The organism is Nocardia sp. NPDC004573, from assembly GCF_053602135.1.
This window is the reverse complement of sequence record NZ_JBSGDA010000001.1, coordinates 1-19107: the sequence shown is the minus strand read 5'-3', so window position 1 is coordinate 19107 and position 19107 is coordinate 1. Positions and strand designations below refer to the sequence as shown.

The 19107-nt window shown below is 67.4% G+C and carries 18 protein-coding genes and 1 pseudogene; 13 read left to right on the top strand and 6 right to left on the bottom strand.

What is annotated here, in order from left to right:
* The first annotated feature begins 129 nt into the window (after nt 1–129).
* Together ACWEKR_RS00095 and ACWEKR_RS00090 are read left to right on the top strand one after the other, a co-directional pair.
* Nucleotides 130–918 (top strand): pirin family protein, encoded by a 789-nt coding sequence (locus ACWEKR_RS00095; protein ID WP_159841174.1) that lies wholly within the window; start codon nt 130–132, stop codon nt 916–918.
* 114 nt (nt 919–1032) lie between these two features.
* Nucleotides 1033–1536 (top strand): DUF4190 domain-containing protein, encoded by a 504-nt coding sequence (locus ACWEKR_RS00090; RefSeq protein WP_452352587.1) that lies wholly within the window; start codon nt 1033–1035, stop codon nt 1534–1536.
* On the opposite strand, the gene ACWEKR_RS00085 is transcribed toward ACWEKR_RS00090, so the two are convergent.
* Nucleotides 1505–2029, bottom strand: a complete 525-nt coding sequence (locus ACWEKR_RS00085) for a hypothetical protein (protein ID WP_452352586.1) — start codon at nt 2027–2029, stop codon at nt 1505–1507. The two genes, ACWEKR_RS00090 and ACWEKR_RS00085, sit on opposite strands and share 32 nt — an antisense overlap.
* Nucleotides 2030–2163: 134 nt before the next feature.
* Here ACWEKR_RS00085 and ACWEKR_RS00080 point away from each other — a divergent pair, with 134 nt between their 5' ends.
* The 3 genes from ACWEKR_RS00080 to ACWEKR_RS00070 all read left to right on the top strand — a co-directional run bounded on the left by ACWEKR_RS00080 (nt 2164) and on the right by ACWEKR_RS00070 (nt 5492).
* Entirely contained in the window at nt 2164–3015 is an 852-nt protein-coding gene (locus tag ACWEKR_RS00080) for a helix-turn-helix domain-containing protein (RefSeq protein ID WP_452352585.1), read from the top strand.
* A 10-nt stretch (nt 3016–3025) separates the two neighbouring features.
* On the top strand, nt 3026–3400 hold the full coding sequence (locus ACWEKR_RS00075) for a DUF397 domain-containing protein (RefSeq protein ID WP_452352584.1): 375 nt from the start codon (nt 3026–3028) through the stop codon (nt 3398–3400).
* A 73-nt stretch (nt 3401–3473) separates the two neighbouring features.
* Complete coding sequence (locus ACWEKR_RS00070) at nt 3474–5492, top strand: M13 family metallopeptidase (protein WP_452352583.1); 2019 nt, start codon at nt 3474–3476, stop codon at nt 5490–5492.
* A 117-nt stretch (nt 5493–5609) separates the two neighbouring features.
* On the opposite strand, the gene ACWEKR_RS00065 is transcribed toward ACWEKR_RS00070, so the two are convergent.
* From ACWEKR_RS00065 to ACWEKR_RS00050, 4 genes are all read right to left on the bottom strand, one after another.
* Entirely contained in the window at nt 5610–6509 is a 900-nt protein-coding gene (locus tag ACWEKR_RS00065) for a L,D-transpeptidase (protein ID WP_236566796.1), read from the bottom strand.
* A 307-nt stretch (nt 6510–6816) separates the two neighbouring features.
* Complete coding sequence (locus ACWEKR_RS00060; protein ID WP_452352582.1) at nt 6817–8187, bottom strand: cytochrome P450; 1371 nt, start codon at nt 8185–8187, stop codon at nt 6817–6819.
* Between the two features lie 38 nt (nt 8188–8225).
* Entirely contained in the window at nt 8226–9449 is a 1224-nt protein-coding gene (locus ACWEKR_RS00055) for a serine hydrolase domain-containing protein (protein ID WP_452353057.1), read from the bottom strand.
* A 127-nt stretch (nt 9450–9576) separates the two neighbouring features.
* The gene (locus ACWEKR_RS00050; protein WP_452352581.1) at nt 9577–10086 is read right to left on the bottom strand and encodes a DUF6764 family protein; all 510 of its coding nucleotides are present in this window, start codon (nt 10084–10086) and stop codon (nt 9577–9579) included.
* 188 nt (nt 10087–10274) lie between these two features.
* Here ACWEKR_RS00050 and lppU point away from each other — a divergent pair, with 188 nt between their 5' ends.
* Nucleotides 10275–10898 carry an LppU family putative lipoprotein gene (lppU, locus tag ACWEKR_RS00045; RefSeq protein ID WP_452352580.1) on the top strand — a complete coding sequence of 208 codons (624 nt, stop codon included), beginning with the start codon at nt 10275–10277 and terminating at the stop codon, nt 10896–10898.
* A 40-nt stretch (nt 10899–10938) separates the two neighbouring features.
* A complete protein-coding gene (locus tag ACWEKR_RS00040) occupies nt 10939–12390 on the top strand; it encodes an MFS transporter (protein WP_452352579.1) in 1452 nt (483 codons plus the stop codon).
* Nucleotides 12391–12442: 52 nt separating this feature from the next.
* Here ACWEKR_RS00040 and ACWEKR_RS00035 read toward each other — a convergent pair whose 3' ends face one another.
* On the bottom strand, nt 12443–13117 hold the full coding sequence (locus tag ACWEKR_RS00035) for a S1 family peptidase (RefSeq protein ID WP_195091417.1): 675 nt from the start codon (nt 13115–13117) through the stop codon (nt 12443–12445).
* A gap of 525 nt (nt 13118–13642) precedes the next feature.
* Here ACWEKR_RS00035 and ACWEKR_RS00030 point away from each other — a divergent pair.
* The 6 genes and pseudogenes from ACWEKR_RS00030 to ACWEKR_RS00005 form a co-directional block, all read left to right on the top strand.
* Complete coding sequence (locus ACWEKR_RS00030) at nt 13643–14497, top strand: MlaE family ABC transporter permease (RefSeq protein WP_195091419.1); 855 nt, start codon at nt 13643–13645, stop codon at nt 14495–14497.
* 4 nt (nt 14498–14501) lie between these two features.
* The gene (locus ACWEKR_RS00025; protein ID WP_452352578.1) at nt 14502–15365 is read left to right on the top strand and encodes an ABC transporter permease; all 864 of its coding nucleotides are present in this window, start codon (nt 14502–14504) and stop codon (nt 15363–15365) included.
* Nucleotides 15366–15372: 7 nt separating this feature from the next.
* A complete protein-coding gene (locus tag ACWEKR_RS00020; RefSeq protein ID WP_195091424.1) occupies nt 15373–16863 on the top strand; it encodes an MCE family protein in 1491 nt (496 codons plus the stop codon).
* Nucleotides 16860–17903 carry an MCE family protein gene (locus tag ACWEKR_RS00015; RefSeq protein ID WP_195091425.1) on the top strand — a complete coding sequence of 348 codons (1044 nt, stop codon included), beginning with the start codon at nt 16860–16862 and terminating at the stop codon, nt 17901–17903. Before ACWEKR_RS00020 ends, ACWEKR_RS00015 begins: the two co-directional genes overlap by 4 nt.
* Nucleotides 17903–18901 carry an MCE family protein gene (locus ACWEKR_RS00010; protein WP_452352577.1) on the top strand — a complete coding sequence of 333 codons (999 nt, stop codon included), beginning with the start codon at nt 17903–17905 and terminating at the stop codon, nt 18899–18901. The genes ACWEKR_RS00015 and ACWEKR_RS00010 overlap by 1 nt, the downstream gene beginning before the upstream one ends.
* Nucleotides 18898–19107: pseudogene (locus tag ACWEKR_RS00005) on the top strand (mammalian cell entry protein); the annotation flags it as partial. The gene ACWEKR_RS00010 and the pseudogene ACWEKR_RS00005, both read left to right, overlap by 4 nt.

Sequence of the window (19107 nt, the reverse complement as noted above, 5' to 3'; positions counted from 1 at the left end):
CCGTTCACCTTCCGGTCGCTCGCGTAAAATGCCGAGTGCGGCACAATTTACTAGGAATGCGGAGTACCACGGCGGAAGTGCTCCTACCCTGAATGGCGATCGGTGCACGGTCCCGAGAGGAGGACCATGATGTCCACACTCACGACACCACACATCGATGTCCACCGTGGCGGCGACCGCATGAAGACGCGGGTCTCCTGGCTGGATTCGAAGCATTCGTTCTCCTTCGGGGAACATTACGATCCCGACAACACCCACCACGGCCTGCTGCTGGTCAACAACGAAGACATCGTCTCCCCCGGCCAGGGCTTCGACACCCATCCGCATCGCGACATGGAGATCGTCACCTGGGTGCTCGGCGGCAGTCTGGTGCATCAGGATTCGCTGGGCCACAGCGGTGTCATCTATCCCGGCCTGGCCCAGCGCATGAGCGCGGGCACCGGCATCCTGCATTCGGAGAAGAACGATTCGTGGCGCCTGGACGGCCATATCGCCGAACACGAGGATCCCGTGCACTTCGTGCAGATGTGGGTGGTGCCCGACGAACCGGGGCTGACCCCGGGCTACGAGCAACTGGAGATCGACGACGAACTCGCGGGAGGAGGTCTGGTCGCGGTCGCCTCAGGGCTGCCCCGCTACCGCGACCGGACCGCCATCGCCATCAACAGCAGCCATTCGGCGCTGCATGTGGCGCGCATGGCGAGCGCGGAGCCGGGCGCCGAGCAGGTTGTCGACCTGCCCGACGCGCCGTACCTGCACTTGTTCGTGGCGCGCGGTGAGGTGGACATGGAGGGAGTAGGGCCGCTCTACGAGGGCGACGCGGTGCGTTTGACCAGGTCGGGCGGCCAACGTGTGGTGGCGCGGCAACCTTCGGAAATCTTGGTGTGGGAGATGCACGCGCGGCTGGGCGCCCAGTAGCCGGTTCGCATTAACATCCGTCCGTTGGGCGTGCGATCAGTAGGCGACCGCCGCGCACCCTCGGACCGCCTCGTCCGGACCGAGCATCGCGAGGCACCGACGGAGAGGAAGTCCATGTCGCAATATCCGCCCCCGCCGCCCGGCCAGTACCCGCCGCCGGGTCAGTATCCCCCGCCGCCCGGCGGCCAGTACCCGGGCCAGCCCGCCTATTGGCAGGAATCGCCGAAGGGCCGGGGCCTGGCGATCACCGCGCTGGTGCTGGGCATCCTCGCGTTGCTGTTCTTCTGGACGATCATCGGCGGCTACGTCTGCGGCATTTTCGCCGTCATCCTCGGCATAGTCGCGGTGTTCAAGGCCAGGGCGGGCACCGCCGGGGGCATGGGCATGGCGGTCACCGGTGTCGTCCTCGGCGTGCTCGGCATCGTGGGAGCCATCCTGCTCACCATCGTGGGCTACAACTTCTTCATCGACTCCGGCGGCAAGGACTTCGTGGACTGCGTGAACAAAGCGGGCAACGACCAGGCCAAGATCGATCAGTGCGAGCGCGACTGGAACGAGAAACTGCAGGACAAATACAGCATCACGCTCACCCCGGCGCCCGCGCCGACGCCCCGTTGACGGCTGCGCACAGCCGGGTCGTGGCGATCACCTCGGCGAACTCGCGGCGGAAGTCGCCGTCGGGCGCCACGACCCAGGTGCGGTAGCCGCCGTGCTCGTCGGTGGGTGACGGCAGCACGATATGGCTGCCCGGCAGGGCGATCGAGGCGCAGACCCGGAACAGGTCGGCGAACAGCCCGGTGTCCAGGTACGAATTGTCGGTGGGGCCGGTCAGGAAGGTCCAGCGATCCGCGCGTGGATGCGCGATGATCGGCCCGGGGCGAGGCTCGGGTCCGGCGTTCAGTCGCTCGCGTACGCGCCTGCCGACTTCCGCGGGCATCACGACCGCGCCGACCGAGCCGACCTCCAGCATGATGCGACCCAGGATCGGGTCCACGAGAGCGTACAGACCGTTGCTCTCGCGATAGCGACGGCAGCGAGCGAACGCGTCCTGAATCGTGGGGAAATCCGTGGACGCGAGATGCCTGGCCGATTCGATGCGCGATGTACTCATGTCGAACAACCTCGCCTCGCTGTGGTGGACGCGTGCTCGGAAGAAACGATCGCTGTCTCGACCCTAGTCCTGGCCAAGTCGCTTGACAATAGTCACCCACAGCGCGCGTCGTGGTGCGCGTAGCATCCGTGCACATGGCACCCGTTTCCCCCACCGTTGCCCGCTGGGAACTGGTGCTTCGGCTGCGTGAACTGCGCGAACAGCGCGGGTTCGACTCCGCGGGCTTCGCCAGGCGAGTGGGCTTCACACCGGCCAACTGGTCGCATGTGGAGAAGGGCCGCCGGGTGCTCACCACCAAGACCATCGGCCCCGTGCTGGAACTGCTCGACGTGGAACCCGAGGAGCGCGCGGAGCTGCTGGCCCTACTGGAGGCCAGTAAGCAGCGTGGCTGGTGGGCGAAGTCCTCGGCCTTGATCGGCCCGGAACTGCAGCGGCTCTACGGCATGGAATACGGCGCGCAGAGCATCCGCAGTTACGACAGCCTCGTGGTACCGGGCCTGTTGCAGACCGAAGACTACGCGCGCGCGTTGATCAGCGCCGACGTGATGATCCGGCCGGTCCAGGTCGAGCAGCTGGTGGCGATCCGGATGCGGCGCCAGGAGCGGTTGCGCGGCGCGGACCCGGTGGAACTCACCGCGGTCTTCGGTGAGGGCACGCTGCTGCAGCAGACCGGTGGCCCGGACGTGCTGCGCGGGCAGTTGACCTACCTGGCCGAGTTGATCGAGGAATCGGACACCGTCGAGGTGCGCGTCATCCCGTTCGCGGCCACCGCGGGCGCGGTGCTCGGCGGCTCCAGTTTCCACCTCATCGACTTCGCCGGCGAACAGCTGCCCACCTTCGGCTGGGTGGAGAGCGCGGTCTTCGGCGGGGCCGTCGAGGACCCGGATCTGGTCCGCGATCTGCGCTTCGCGTACCTGCGCGCGGTGGAGCAATCGCTGTCACGAGCGGAGTCATTGGCCCTGATCAGGCGCTATTCCCGCGTGTAAAATCCTGCCCATGGCCACCACCGCACGGCCGGAACACACCGGCTGGTTCACATCGACCAGATCGAACAACGGCAACCAATGCGTCGAGGTCCGGTTCGCAGGTGACGCGGTGCTCATCCGTGACAGCAAATATCGCCGCAACCCGGCAAATAGCCCCGCCGAAGAGCCCGTCATCACCGTCACCGTAGCCGAATGGACCGCCTTCCTCGAGGCACTGCGCACCCGCGGGCGATCGAATGGCGAACTGGGCGCACATCCCGCAGCCGACGGTCACATCGCATTGCGCCACCGCGGAACCACCCTCACCTATACCCCGGAGGAGTGGGACGCCTTCCTGCTCGGCGCGCACGACGGCGAATTCGATCGCGTCGTCTTCCCTGCCTGATTTCCCTGCTCGCCACCCCCGGGCCGACCGCGCCCGGGGGCCGACCCGCACGCTTGTCGGCATACTGGATTCCGTGACTTCCGAACTGACCCGTCCCTCCGGTATCGATCTGTCCTACCTCGACGAGGACGTGCGGGTGCAGGACGACTTGTTCGCGCACGTCAACGGCAAATGGCTGGCCGAACACCAGATCCCCGCCGACCGGGCGGTCGACGGCGCCTTCCGCGCGCTCTACGACCAGGCGGAGCTGGACGTGCAGGCAATCATCCAGAATGCCGCGGCCGCCGACGCCGAGCCGGGCAGCGAGGCACGCAAGATCGGCGACCTGTACTCCAGCTTCATGAACACCGACGCGGTGGCCGCCGCCGGGCTCGCCCCCATCGCGGCCGAACTCGCGGCGATCGCCGAGGTTGCCGACAAGGGGGCTTTCGCGGCGCTGCTCGGCCGGTTGCAACGCACCGGCGTCGGGGGCGCCGTCGCCGTTTTCGTCGACACCGACGACAAGGACTCCAACCGCTATCTGGCGCACGTCACCCAGTCCGGCATCGGACTGCCCGACGAGTCGTACTACCGGCAGGAGGAGTTCGCCGAGATCCGCGCGAAGTACATAGCGCACATCGGCCGCATGTTCGCCCTCGCCGCCGCCGATCCGCAGGTCGCCGGGCTGCTGCCGGCCGAACTCGACACCGTCGGCGAACGCGTCTTCGCGCTGGAGCGGAAACTCGCCGCCGGGCACTGGGACGTGGTGCGCCGCCGGGACGCCGAACTCAGGTACAACCTGACCACCTTCGCCGCGCTGGCCGCGGACAACCCCGAATTCGACTGGGCCGCCTGGACTTCCGCGCTGGCCGAGGGCGTCGAGGGCGCCGGGGCCGAGCTGTTCGCCGAGTCGGTGGTGCGCCAGCCGGACTATCTGCGCACGTTCGCGCGGCTCTGGGCCGATGAACCGCTCGCGGATTGGCAGGCGTGGGCGGCTTGGCGGGTGCTCCGCTCGCGTGCGCCTTATCTGACCGAGGCCGTGGTCGAGGAGAACTTCGACTTCTACGGCCGCACGCTCACCGGCGCCGAGGAGAACCGGGAGCGCTGGAAGCGCGGCGTCACGCTGGTGCAGGACCTGCTGGGCGAGGCGGTGGGCAAACTGTATGTGGCCGATCACTTCCCGCCGGAGGCCAAAGCCCGCATGGTCGAGTTGGTGGCCAACCTGCAGGAGGCCTACCGCCGCAATATCGCCGAGCTGGAGTGGATGGGGCAGGACACCAGGGTCGCCGCGCTGGCGAAGCTGGAGAAGTTCACCCCGAAGATCGGCTACCCGGACAAGTGGCGGGACTACTCGGGCGTGACGATCGACCCGGACGATCTGGTCGGCAACTACCGCAGGGGTTACGCGGCCGAACACGATCGAGATCTGCGCAAGCTCGGCGGTCCGGTCGATCGCGACGAGTGGTTCATGACCCCGCAGACGGTGAATGCCTACTACAACCCGGGCATGAACGAGATCGTCTTCCCGGCCGCCATTCTGCGTCCGCCGTTCTTCGACATGAACGCCGACGACGCGGCCAACTACGGCGGAATCGGCGCGGTGATCGGCCACGAGATCGGGCACGGCTTCGACGATCAGGGTGCGAAGTACGACGGCGACGGCAACATGGTGGACTGGTGGACCGACGAGGACCGCGCCGAATTCGGCAAGCGCACCAAGGCGCTGATCGACCAGTACGACGTGCTCTCCCCCAAGGACCTGCCGGACGAGCACACCGTGAACGGCCAGTTCACCATCGGCGAGAACATCGGCGACCTCGGCGGTCTGTCCATCGCGCTGGCGGCGTACCGGATCTCGCTCGGCGGCGCGGAGGCGCCGGTGATCGACGGTCTCACCGGCCTGCAACGGGTGTTCTACGGCTGGGCACAGGTGTGGCGCACCAAGGCCCGCGCGGAGGAGGCCATCCGCCGGCTCGCCACCGATCCGCATTCGCCGCCGGAATTCCGCTGCAACGCGGTCGTGCGCAATATCGACAGTTTCCACGAGGCGTTCGGCGTCGAACCCGGCGATGCGCTGTACCTCGAACCCGCAGAGCGCGTGAAGATCTGGTAGCTCCGCGAACTTTCGCGCGCACCTACCGAGTAGAGCAAAAGCCGAACATTACGGTCGGGCTACTTCGAGCAATTGATCGTAATGTTCGGCTTCGCGCCGAGCCGGGGTTACCGGCTGTCAGTTCCAGTCGCCGAGGCCGTCGCTCGCGCTGAGCGTCCCGCCCTGGGTGTTCTGCACGATCACCGGGTCGCCACGGCGTGCGTTCTCGAAGAACCACTTGGCGTCCTCGGTGCTGACGTTCAGGCAGCCGTGGCTGGCGTTGGAGACGCCCTGCTGGGCGACCGACCACGGCGCCGCGTGCACGAAGATGCCGCTGTTGGAGATGCGGGTGGCGTACTCGACCTCCAGCTTGTAGCCCTCGGGGTCGGTGATCGGGACGCCGTAGGTCGACGAGTCCATGGTCATCTTGCGCAGCTGTTCGCCGACGATGTAGGTGCCGTTCGGCGTCTCGTGCTTGGGCTTGCCCATCGAGGTGGGCATCTCCTTCACCACCTCGCCGTTACGGGTGATGGTGATGGTGTGGGTGGTGTCGTCGGCGGTGGCCACGAAGGCGTCGCCGATGCGGAACGAGCTGGTGGTGCCGCCCGCCTGCACCTGCACGTCGGTGTTGTCCGGCCAGAACTCGTCCGGCCGCCAGCGCACCTGCTTGTCGCCGCGCCAGTAGAAGTGGCCGGGCGCGGCCTTCGACGAGGTGATCTTGATGGCCTTCTCGGCGGTGGCGTGGTCGGTCACCGGCTCCTTGAAGGTGATGATGATCGGCTGCGCGACGCCGACGACCTCGCCGTCGGCGATGTTGATCGAGGGCGGGGCGAAGTTCGCCTGCGGCTCGGGCTCGGTGGCCGCGGCGGCCGAACCGGTGCCGATCCCCGGAATCGGTTCGGCATGTGCTGGCGCGACGAGCAGAACACCGGCTGCCGCGATCGCGGCCGACAGCAGGACGCCCTCGCGCATCCGGCGGGTCAGCCGCGCTCCCTTGCGGCGAGCAGGCAACGACCCGGTGTGCAAAGCGGCATGCATAGGTTTCTCGTCCATTCCATCTCTCGCGCGCACGCGTACGCGCGCGTAGCGAGATATTTCATTTCAGCGCGGAGCCAGAAGAGCGCCCCACGGGTATCGACGGCCCGACCCGTCGTCCATTCCTACCGTCCCCGCACGGCCGGAAGCTACCGGCGTTTCAGAGTCATTCACATACCGCATGACGAGTGACGTAGGACACAAACGATGCTGTTAGGTATAGATGCGGGCAAACCTCCCGGTCACGCCGGATCGGTCGCCACTCGGGCGATGCGAGTGAAGGCGCGAAAGATGGTTCACCGCAAACTAGTTAGTGACCAAGCTCACTGATCACGTCGAATGAAATCGGGCGGTGCGGACCGGTCGCGATGTTGTGCGGCACCGAGCGCGGGATGCTTCCGCGGGCGTATCGCGGGGCAGGCCGCAGGCGCACTCGCCCGAGGATCGTGGCCAGCGCGATCCGCAATTCGTAGTCCGCGAGTGCCGCGCCGACGCAGCGCCGGTGGCCCCCGCCGAACGGCGCGAACTCGAACGGCCGGTAGCGACGGTCGACGAAGCGGCCCGGATCGAAGCGCAGCGGGTCGGACCACACCTCCGGATCGGAGTGCAGCAACGGCACCGCGATTCCCATGGTGTCGCCCGGGGCGAGCGCCACGCCGCGCAGCGCGAAGGGCTCGGTGAGGCGGCGCAGCACGATCGGCACCGGCGGATGCAGCCGCAGCGTCTCCTGGCAGACCGCGTCCAGATACGGCAGCGCGGCCAGCTCGGCGGGACTCGCGTGCTGGCCCGCGTCGTGCAGTTCCCGCCGCAGACGGGCCAGCGCCTCCGGCGCGCGGTGCAGCCGGAACAGCGCCCAGACCAGCGTGGTCGCGGTGGTCTCGTGCCCGGCGACCAGCAGCGTGCGGATCTGCTCGCACAACTCGTCATCGGCGTCGTCCCGGTACGCGGACAGCAACACGTCGAGCACGTCGGCGGGTTCGGCGAGGACGTGCTCGCGCTTGCGCGCGATATCGGCTCGGATCAACCGATCCAGCCGGTCCCGCGCGGCGCGGAACCGGTCCCATGGGCCGTGCCCGCGCAGTCCGTGGCGCAGCGCGGGCACCAAGAGCAACGGCCCGGAGAACGCGGTGATGAAGTCCGTCACCGCGGCGGTGTACTCCGCTTGCCGCCCCTGATCGCGCACGCCGAACACCGCCGTCGCGATCACCCGCAGCGTGAGCGCCCGTGCCGCCGCCCGCGCATCGACGCGCGCCCCCGCCACCCACGCCTGCCCGCTTTCCCCGGCCATCTCCCGCAGCGTCGCCTCCCGGATGAGCGCGCCGTACTCCCGTATCCGGGCGCTGTGGAAGGCGGGAGCGAGCAGCGCGCGATCGCGGCGGTGGCGCTCGCCCGAGGCCAGGATCAGGGACGCGGCGCCGACCATCGGCTCGATCGGGTTCGGACGCGGCGGTTCGGAGAACTCCACCGGCGACCGGAACATCTCGCGGGCGCCGATGGCCGTCCCGGTGAACAGTGCGGCGCCGAAACCGGGAAAGCGCACGTAGAACGGGTCGCCTTCGCGCGCCCTTCGCCATCGGAAGTACCGGTCGAAATCGATGCCCGCGGCAACGGCGTGCAGCGCCGTCGAGCGCGGCACCCGAGGTCCGGCGCCCGTCTCGGCTTCCAGCATCCGCACAGTCATACCGAGAAACACGTAGTCACTCCCGGAGCGGTTCGACGCTAGCTCGCGGCCTGTTTGTGCTTGCGGACCGTGGCCTGCGCGGTCGCCGCCAGCCGCGCCAGCCTGGCGTCGCCGAGTGCGGTCACCATGCTGCCGAGCCCGTTGGTCACGAACGCGATCGACATGCCGAGATCCGGGTCGGCGTACGCACCGGAGCCGCCGACGCCGTAATGGCCGAAGGCGTTGCGCGGCTGCTGCTTGGACATCAGCACCGGGCGGTGATAACCGAGCGTGAAGTGGATCGGCAGACCGAGCACGTAGTCGCGGCTGTGGGTGGGCTGGACCTGGGCGATGGTCGCGATCGTCGCGGGTTCCAGCAGCCGCGCGACGGGCTCGGATCCGGACGCGTCGACCCCGTGCACGCTGCGTCCCGAGCGGCCGACGTGCACAACGCCGCCGTTGGCCAGCGCGCCGTACATCCGCGCCAGGGCGCGCGCCGAGAACACGCCGTTCCAGCCCGGCATCACCGAGTCGTGCACCCTCGGATCGCGAACCAGCTCGTCGAAACTCTCGGGCATGCCCGCCTCGGCCAGCCCGCGTACCGGCCGCACCCAGGACAGCACGGAGGAGGCAGTGTTCCAGCGGATGCCCGGCGGACCGAGGGGCCGGAAGATCTTGGCGATCCGATGTCGTTCGGATTCCGGGACGCGGAACCAGTACTCGTCCAGGCCGAGCGGCTCGGCGATCTCCGCGCGCAGCACCTCGGTGAACGGCCCGCCGGTCACTCGCTGCACGAGTTCGGCGACGAGCCAGCCGAAGGTGATGGCGTGATAGCCGGAGGTGCGGATGCGCCGGGGGTCCGGCGGGCTGTCGGCCAGCGCCCGGACCACGGCGTCGTAGTCCAGGATGCCTTCCCGGCCGGGGACCAGGCCGCGCACCCGGTGCAAGCCGGCGCGGTGGCACAGCACGTCCCGGACCGTGATGTCGTCCTTACCGTGCGCGGCGAACTCCGGCCAGTATTCGGCCATCGGCGTGTCGTAGGCGATCAGACCCCGTTCGGCCAACCGGTGCACGACGGTCGAGGCCACGCCCTTGCCGGTGGAGAAGGTCAGCGCGACGGTATCGCCGTTCCAGCGCCGCTCCTTGTCCGCCCAGCCGGCCCAGATGTCGACCACGGGCTTGCCGTCGAGGTAAACCGCGAGCGCGCCGCCACCGCGCGCCGGTTGCGCGAACAAGCCGAAGAACTGATCGGCGAGCCGGATGAAACGCGGGTCGACCAGCATCTCGTGCGGTGCCACCAGTTTCTCGCGCGCCGAATCGGCGGGCTCGAAGTCGTCCGCCGCCATTGCCGAAACCATGGGGTCACCTCCTGACCGCCGTTATCCGGGCTGGTCAACCAGGGTAACCCGTTCAGCGGGTCTGCCAGAGCCCAAAAGGGGTGGCCAAGCACGCGTCGCCGCTGTCGGCGTTCCACGCGAAGGCCGCCACGCCGAGGCAGACCACCGCCTGCTCGCCGGTTTCCACGCCGGCCCGGGACCCTTCCAACGCGATGGAGATGGCGAACGTCCGCGCCCCCGGCTCCTCGACGGTCGAGGTGAGGGCGACGGCGTCCGGGCCGAAGCCGACCGCTACCGGAACCCCGCCCGCGCCCTGGCTCGCGCCGACGCCGCCGGCCGCGCCGATGCCGATGGCCGTCGCGCCCGAGGTCGCGTTGGCGTAGCCGACCCCATCGATCCCGCTGGCTCTGGCCAGGCCGTTGCCTCGGGTCGCCGCCCGGCACGCCGTCTCGCCATCGATGACCGTGACGTCGGTGCCGTGTTCCGATCGGCAGTGCACGTCGGTGGCCGAGGCCACCCCCGGAACGACGAGAGAGCCTCCGATCGCGGCGGTCGAACACACGATTGCGCTGATCAGCTTCATCGGGGGGCTCCTCTCGCACCTGGCAACCCACCATACCCAGACCCGTTGGCAGCGGTTGTTTTCCGTCTCCGGCTCGACGCGCGCTCGCTCGATGGTGTATTCATGGCGTGATATTTCAAGCGCAGCCATGGCAACTTCGGATTACGGGGGCGTGAGTTCGCCGGCGTTACAGCTCGGGAGGACTGTACGTGTCTCGTCAACTGGCCTGGGGTCGTCTCGCCTTCGCCGGATTCGCCGTCGCGGCCGGATTGGCATTGGTCGGCTGTAGTTCCACGGTCAGCGGTACCGCCCAGCCCGCCGTGGACGGGACGATCGATGCGGTGTCGGTGACCAGCACCCCGAAGCCCTCCTCGGGCAAGCCGACGCCGAGCACCAGCAAGCCGACGACGAGCAAGCCCAGTGGCAGCACCGACTTCGACGCGAACGTCAACGATTGCGTGAAGCTCGGCGGCACCACCACCAACGCCACCATCGAGAAGGCGTCGTGCGGCAGCCGCGAATCGAACTACAAGGTGATCGCGAAGGCGGCGAAGAGCTCGCAGTGCAGCAGCGACGCCGACAACTACTACGCCGAGACGATCAACGGCATCGAACAGGGCGCGCTGTGCCTGGACATCGACTGGGTGGTCGGCGGCTGCATGGACGTCGGCGGTGACGACCCCAAGCGGATCGATTGCACCGGTTCGTCGCCCTCGAAGGGCGTGAAGGTGGTCAAGATCCAGCAGGGCGCCGATGACGTCAGCGTCTGCGGCAGCGGCACCGGTTACGTCTACGACAAGCGCCGCTTCGTGGTCTGCGTGCAGGAACTCTGACCCGGACTTCCCACAGCATGCAGCCCGCTAGGTTGGGTTGGTGAGTACCACCGAGCTACCGCGGCTGCGCTCCGGGACCGGGGGCTGGATCCTGCTGGCCACCATCCTCGGCTCGTCGGTCGCCTCGCTCGACGCGACGGTCGTGAACATCGCGCTGCCGCGGATCGGGGAATCGCTGGAGACGGATGTCGCCGGGCTGCAGTGGACGCTGAACGGCTACACACTGACCCTCGCCTCGTTCATCCTGCTCGGCGGCTCGCTCGGCGACAAACTCGGCCGGCGCCGGGTCTTCGTGTGGGGAACCGTGGCTTTCGCGCTCGCCTCGGTGCTGTGCGGCGTCGCGACCTCCATCGAAATGCTGGTCGTCGCCCGGATCCTGCAGGGCGTGGCTGGTGCGATGCTCACGCCGGGCAGCCTGGCCTTGATCTCCTCGTCCATCGATCGGCGTGATCAAGGTGCGGCGATCGGCCTGTGGTCCGGTTTCGGTGGTGTGGCGGGCGCGCTCGGGCCGTTTCTGGGCGGCTGGCTGATCGAGATCGCGGGCTGGCGGTCGATCTTCTTCCTCAACGTTCCGCTGACCCTCGTCGTCGTGCTGGTCGCCTTACGGCATGTGCCGGAGAGTCGCGACCCCGACGCCGCCGCCCAACTCGACGTGCCCGGCGCACTGGTGGTGGCGCTGGCGCTCGGTGCGCTGACCCTCGGGCTGATCGACAGCATGCCTTCGCTCGTCGTGGCCGGTGTCGTGCTGCTCGGGGCGTTCGTCGTGATCGAGCTGCGCAGCGACCACCCGCTGGTGCCACCCGCGCTGTTCGCTTCGCGGGTGTTCACCGCCGCGAATCTCGTGACGCTCGCGGTCTATGCCGCGCTCGGTGGCGTCTTCTTCCTGCTGGTGCTCGAACTGCAATTGGTGGCGGGGTACTCGCCGCTGATGTCCGGCGTCGCGACCGTGCCGGTCACCCTCATCATGCTGGTGCTCTCGGCGCCCGCCGGACGCTGGGCGCAGAAGCACGGGCCGCGCACCCCGATGACCGCCGGACCGCTGCTGGCGGCGGCGGGTCTGGTGCTGTTGCTGCGCATCGGACCCGACACCGCGTATCTCACCGACGTCCTACCGGGTGTCGTCGTCTTCGGGCTGGGGCTCGCGGCGCTGGTCGCGCCGCTCACCGGTGCGGTGCTGGGCGCGGTGCCCGCGAGCGAGGCGGGCATCGCCTCGGGAGTGAACAACGCCGTAGCGCGCACCGCGCAATTGCTCGCGGTGGCGACGCTGCCCGGACTCGTGGGCATATCGGGTGCGCTGGGCGACCCGGTGGCGTTCGACGAGGGCTTCGCCACCGCGATGTGGTTGTGCGCCGGATTGCTGGTGACCGGCGCGGTGCTCGCCGCTGTGCTGCTGCGCCCGGTGCGGCGGGCTCCCAAGTTGGACAGCGTCGACTGCATGCCGCAGTGCGGCGTCGCGGGACCGGCGGTCGCGCCGGCCGGGAGCGAAGCATGAGCGGCCCGAACGGATCGCTCCCTTCGGGCCGCTCGTGGCGGGCGTCGTCCGATCAGATCGGCAGGTAGCCCGCGCCGACGCCGCCGCGCGCGTTGATGTCGGCCACGATCGCGCTCATGTTGGTACCGACCTCAGGGCCGAAGCAGGCGATGGCCAAGTAGGCGTTCACCATGCCGACCAGCGTCGTCCCGACGACCACCGGCGCGCCGGAGTCGCCTTCCACCACGCACATCTGGCTCCAGGTCTCCACGTTCGTCCTGAAGATGTCACCCCAGGCGATACCGCAGGTGTTGCCGGTGGTGCGCCCTTCCTTGCAGACGATCTGCGGGAAGTTGGCCGGTCCGCCGAGACCGGTGATGGTGACGTTGCCGACCCGGTTCACCGGCGTGATCTTGCCCGGGTCGAACTGGATGACGGCGTAGTCGAGGTCGTGGTTGGAGTAGACGAACCGGCCGATGACGCCGGCGCCGCGATCGGCTTCGGCGTAGACCTGTGCGCCCGGGTCGCCGCAGTGGCCTGCGGTCAGGCCGACCAGACGTCCCCCGTTGTCATGGCCGACAGTCGTGACGGTGCACTCGAATTGGTTGTCGATGATGATGCCGGATCCACCGCCCAAGACCGGCGGGCCCGGGTCGGCATTAGCGGCCCCTGCGCCCGTGCCGAGCAGCGCCGCGCCCAGGGCGACGGCGAAGGCGGCGTTGGCCACCTTGGCGAGTTTGCTGAACATGTCCCTCCAGACGTCGGAAGCCCGCACGATATCAATCTGTCGCACCCATCGTGTCAGTAATCGACCTCGGGCGCGTCACCACTACGGGGTTGTCCCCACTGTTCCGCGCTTCAACCCCATTTCATACAACTGAGATGGAATGTATCTTACGGTCTCAATAGCATTCAGCTATCACAATTGTGAAAATGTCGTCGCCGTTAGTGTCACAGTGATAGTAAGGAGCCGCGGTGTTGGTCTCCGGAAACAAATCAGATTTTCGATGATAAATATCCGAAGTAATTCGCCGTTCCGGCGCTGCGGATCGCGGATTCGCCCAGCTGGGCTGTAGCTTGTGCCAGAGGTAAGGCCCCTGCGTTTGGGCTCTTTCCCAATGTTCTACGGCTTACGCATTGCTTTCCGGCAACGGTGAGTGGCATCTATGACTGCGATCACAAGTGGATGGTGTGTTCTGCACTACTCCGTAGTAAGGTGCGTCAAGCAAACGAGTCGCCGGGGCAGCCAACCGGCGTCGAGGAGGATTAGCCAGTGCAGTCGACCGAGAGTCCACCATCAGGGTCACGGTTCAGTGGTGCGGTCGATTGGACGAGGTCTTACTGGCAGGATCATCCCAAGCGTTCGCTGGAGACCTTCGGCAGGCAGATCACGATGGGCTTCGCGGCCGTCGCCGAACTGTTCGTCTCGATTTTCCGCAGGCGCTTCCCGTTCGCCGAGTTCGTCCGGCAGTGCGCGTTCATGGCCAGCGTCTCCGCCGCGCCGACGCTGCTGGTCGCCATCCCGATCGGCGTCATCGTCTCCATCCAGGTCGGATCGGTCGCCGGCCAGGTCGGCGCCACCTCGTTCATCGGCGCGGCCAACGGCCTCGGCATCATCCAGCAGGGCGCCCCGCTGGTCACCTCGCTGATGATCGCGGGCGCCGTCGGCTCCGCGGTCTGCGCCGACCTCGGCTCGCGCACCATCCGCGAGGAGATCGACGCCATGAAAGTCATGGGCGTCGATCCGATGCGCAGGCTGGTCGCCCCGCGGCTCGGCGCCGCCATGCTGGTGAGTGTGCTGCTGTGCGGCTTCGTCGTCTTCGTCGGCTTCTTGACCGGCTACATCTTCAATATCTTCGCGCAGAACGGTACGCCGGGTTCCTACGTCGGCACCTTCTCGTCGTTCGCCGTGACCACCGATCTTCTTGTCGCGCTGGGGAAATCGCTGATATTCGGTCTGCTGGCGGCAATCATCGCCTGCGATACCGGATTGAACACCCGTGGTGGCCCCGGCGGCGTCGCGAACTCGGTGAATTCAGCGGTGGTGAGCTCCGCCATCATGCTGTTCGGGGTGAACCTCATCATCACCCAGGTTTACAACGCACTATTCCCGTCACAGGTGGTCTGAGCCGGTGTCATCAACCTATGTACCGCCGCTGCTGCGGCCTCTCCAGACCTTCCGGAAATCCGTTCAGGCGCCGGTCGATCTGCTCGCCAGGCTCGGCCATCAGGTGTTCTTCCTGTTGCGCTCGATCGGCTCGATTCCGCTGGCGCTCAAGCACTACCCCAAGGAAGTGTGGCGCCTGCTCTCGGACGTCACCTGGGGCAACGGCAATCTCGTCGTCGGCGGCGGCACCATCGGCGTCGTCGTCATCCTGAGCGCGTTCGGCGGTATGACCGTCGGTATCCAGGGTTACAACTCGCTCAACCTGCTCGGCCTGAGCCCGATCACCGGTGCGATCTCGGCGTTCGCGACCACTCGTGAACTCGGTCCGCTGCTGGCGACGCTGGCCTTCGCCGCGCAGGCGGGCTGCCGGTTCACCGCGCAGCTCGGCGCCATGCGCATCTCCGAGGAGATCGACGCGCTCGAGTCCATCGCGATCCGGCCGCTGCCCTACCTGATCAGCACCAGGATGTTCGCGGCGATGATCGCCATCATCCCGCTCTACTGTCTCGGTCTGACGATGGCCTACATCTCCTGCTCGCTGACCGTGCAGCTGATCGGCGGCACCGCCACCGGCACCTACCAGCACTACTTCTATCAGTTCCTCGTCCCGACCGACGTCATCTACTCGCTGATCAAGGCGATCCTGTTCGTCGCGATCACCACGTTCATCCAGTGCTACTACGGCTTCTTCGCCTCCGGTGGCCCCGAAGGCGTCGGTGTGGCCGCGGGCCGCGCGATCAAGATGTGCATCATCGCGGTCGTTTTCGCGAACCTGTTCATGACATTGGCGATCTGGGGCGTCAACCCCGGCATCCGGATCTCGGGGTAGACACCAGATGATCATCGATCCCAGTGGGCGCGGGCCCACGATGCGACAGCTGCTGATCGCAGGCGTGTGCGGCTTGGTCGTGTTCGCGCTGGTGCTCAGCTTCCTGATGCTGCGCTACAAGGGGTACTTCCAGGAGAAGGTCAACGTCACCGCCAACTTGACCACCACAGGTGACGGTCTGCCCGAGCAGGCCGACGTCAAGTTCCGCGGGGTGCTCGTCGGCGCGGTGAAGACCGTCGACGTCGCGGCCAAGGGCGAGCTGCAGAAGGTTCGCATCGAGATGAAGCCGGAGTTCGCCGACGACATCCCGGCCAACGTGACCGCACGCGTGGTGCCGAGCAACCTGTTCGCCGTCACCTCCGTCGAGCTGGTCTTCAACGGCCCCGCCGACCAGTACCTGCACGAAGGCTCGGTCATCGAGGAGGACCGCAGCAAGGGCACCATCGCGCTGCAGGACACCCTCACCACGGTCCGCAACATCCTCGACAAGATCGACCCGGTGCAGTTCGGCCGGGTGCTGGGCACCCTGTCGCAGGCGCTGGACGGCAGCGGCCGCATGCCCGGCTCCACGGTCGAGCGGCTGGACCGCTGGCTGCTGGCCGTCGACGAGTCGATTCCCGATCTCGGGGTGCTGCTCGGCGACTTCTCCGCGTCGTTCAACGCGCTCAACCAGTCCGCGCCCGAGCTGGTGGACGTGCTCGGCAGCTCGGTGCAGACCGCGCGCACCATCGCCGATCGCCGCAGCCAGCTGGTCTCGCTGATCACCGGTACCTCGGGCACCATCGACACGGTCAACGACCTGTTCGCCCGCAATCCGAACGTGGGCATCGAGGTCACCGCCGGGACCAACGACATGTTCGGCGCTCTCGCCGCGGATCCGGACGCGATCACCAGGAGCCTGCTGAACCTCAGCGAGACGATGCGCCGGATGGACACCACGTTCAAGTGGGGTCCGCAACAGCAACAGGTCTGGGACGCGGGCATCACGCTCACCCCGTACCGGCCCTACACCGTGGCCGACTGCCCGCGCTACGGCGACATGGTCGGACCGAGCTGCTACACCGCTCCCGCCGTCGCCGATGTCGGCGAACTGCCGGAACAGCTGAAGCCGCGCGCCCTCGCCTCGGCCGCCGGGCTTCCGCCGGTGGTGCCGATGCCGGGCCTGCCGCTGATCCCCGGCGTCACCACCCCGGATCCGAACCGCGCCACCGCGGCCGCTCCCACCGGAGGTGCACCCGCTCCGTTCGCGGGCACCCCGCTCGAGGGACTGTTCCCGATGCTGCCGCCGGGTCTGCTCCCGCCCGCCGCGCCCGCCGCGCCCGTGGCTCCGGCCGCCGCGCCCGAGGGCACTCCTTCGGCGGCGCCGATCTCCTACCGGGGCGAGTCCGCGATCACCCCGTTGCTCGGCCGCAAGCCGACCACAGCCGAATATCTGCTGCTGAGCTCGATTTTGAAGGGCGGAACCATGCAGGTGTCCGACAACGGTGCCGGACGATGAGCATTCGCAAACCGCTGATCGGATTCAGCATCTTCGCCATCGTGTCGATCCTGGTCACGGTGGTCGTGTGGAACACACTCGCGCGCATCGTCAGCGGCGACACCTACACCTACTCCGCGACATTCTCCGATGTGCTCGGCCTGCACGAGGGCGACGACGTCCGCATGGCGGGCGTGCGCGTGGGCAAGGTCGAGAAGATCGAGCTGGGCCGCGACGCGAACCTGAAGAAATCGGTCGCCAAGGTGACCTTCGTCGTACAGCGCGACCAGACGATCTACAACGACACCAAAGCGCTGGTCCGCTACCAGAACCTGATCGGTCAGCGATACGTGGCGCTGGCTCCGGGCAAGTCGTCGAGCCCGGCGCCGCTGAAGAACAACGGTTCCATCCCGATCGACCGGACCGAGCCGTCGTTCGATGTGTCGGGTCTGCTCAACGGATTCCAGCCGCTGTTCCAGGTGTTGCAGCCCGAACAGGTCAACCGGCTCTCGGAGACCTTCATCCAGGCCTTGCAGGGTGACGGCGTCTCGCTGAGCGCGTTCATCGTGCAGGCCGCCCAGCTGGCCACCGACTTCCAGCGCAGGGACGCGATCCTGTCCGATGTGATCACCAACCTGTCGGGCGTGATGTCGGGGTTGGCGAAACGAGGTGATGAATTGGAGACCCTGGTGACCCAGACCCGGGCCTTGATCGGCGGGCTATATGAACAGGGACAGTCGTTGCTCGGCTCGACCGAACAGATCGCCAGCGCGACCACGTCGCTGGTCGGCATGATGGACCGGATCCAGCCGAGCCTGCGTGACGCGCAGAACTCCACCAGCGCCGCGCTGACGCTGCTGCTGGACAACGGCGCCAAGCTCGACCAAGCGGCGATCGACCTGCCGAACGTCCTGTCCGCGGCGGGCAGGCACACCTCCGAGGGCGGTTACGCCAACGCCTACCTGTGCGGGCTGGACGTCTCGCTCTACGGCGTCCTGTTCCCGCGCGGTCTGTTCTCCCAGATCGGTGGCACTTCGCACTCGGCGGTGTGCCGCCCATGATGACGAAACTCAGGTCCAGGTTCGAGAGCAACCGGTACTTCTGGTTGGGCATCATCGGCGGCGCACTCATCGTGGTGCTGCTGCTGGTGTCCAGCGTCTACAAGCTCATCGGCGTCGGCGAGCAGTCGATCAAGGCCGAGTTCGTGCAGGCCGCGGGCATCAGGGTCGGCGACAAGGTGAACGTCGCCGGGGTCTCCTCCGGGCGGGTGGTCGGCGCCGAGCTCGAGGGCAGCCACGTGCTGCTCACGCTCAGCGTCAGCAACGACGTGAAACTGGGCCCGGACGCGCGCGCCTCGATCAAGATGGCCACACTGCTCGGCGCCAGGTACGTCGACCTCGAGCCGGGTGACGGCTCGGGTCTGAAGGGCAAGCGGATCCCGCTGTCCAACACCACGGTTCCGTACAACCTGGCCGACGTGGTGCAGGTCGGCACCCCGAAGTTCGAGGCGCTCGACACCAAGAAGCTGGCCGATTCGCTGAACTTGATCAACGAGCAGATGAACGGCTCCCCCCAGCTCACCGCCCAGGCGCTGGACAGCGTCGGCGCGCTGGCCAAGGTGATCGACAGCCGCAAGGCCGAGGTCGACACGCTGCTGAAGGACTTGGACCGGGTCACCCGGATCCTCGGCGACAACCGCAACAGCATCCTGCTGGTGATCACCCAGGGCGAGGCCATCGCCAACCGGGTGATGGAGCGCCAGGCGCTGCTGCGGCAGCTGCTGGACAACGTCGCGGCGCTGACCAAGCAGTTGGAGGCGATCGGCGCGGAGAACAACGATCAGCTCGGACCGACCATCCAGCAGCTGAACACCATGGCCGAAGGCCTGCAGAAGAACAAGGACAACCTGGATCGGATGCTGTCGATCATGCCGCCGACCCTGCGCTATCTGGCGAACTCCTGGGGCGGCAGCGGTCCGTACGGCGATGTCGGTCTGCCGTGGCTGTTCCCGGACAATTGGTTGTGCTTCGCCCAAGTCATCGAGGGGTGCCAGGGATGAGATTCCGCACGGGCTTTCCGTTGAGGGCCGCCGCGAAGGCGCTGATGATCAGCGCCGCCGCACTGTCGGTCGGCAGTTGCTCGCTGCTGCCGAGTTCGGTGAACGACGCGCTGGGCAACACTCTGCAGATCACCGCCGATTTCGACAACATCGCGGGCATCTACGAGGGCAACCCGATCACGGTGCTCGGGCTCGATGTCGGCAAG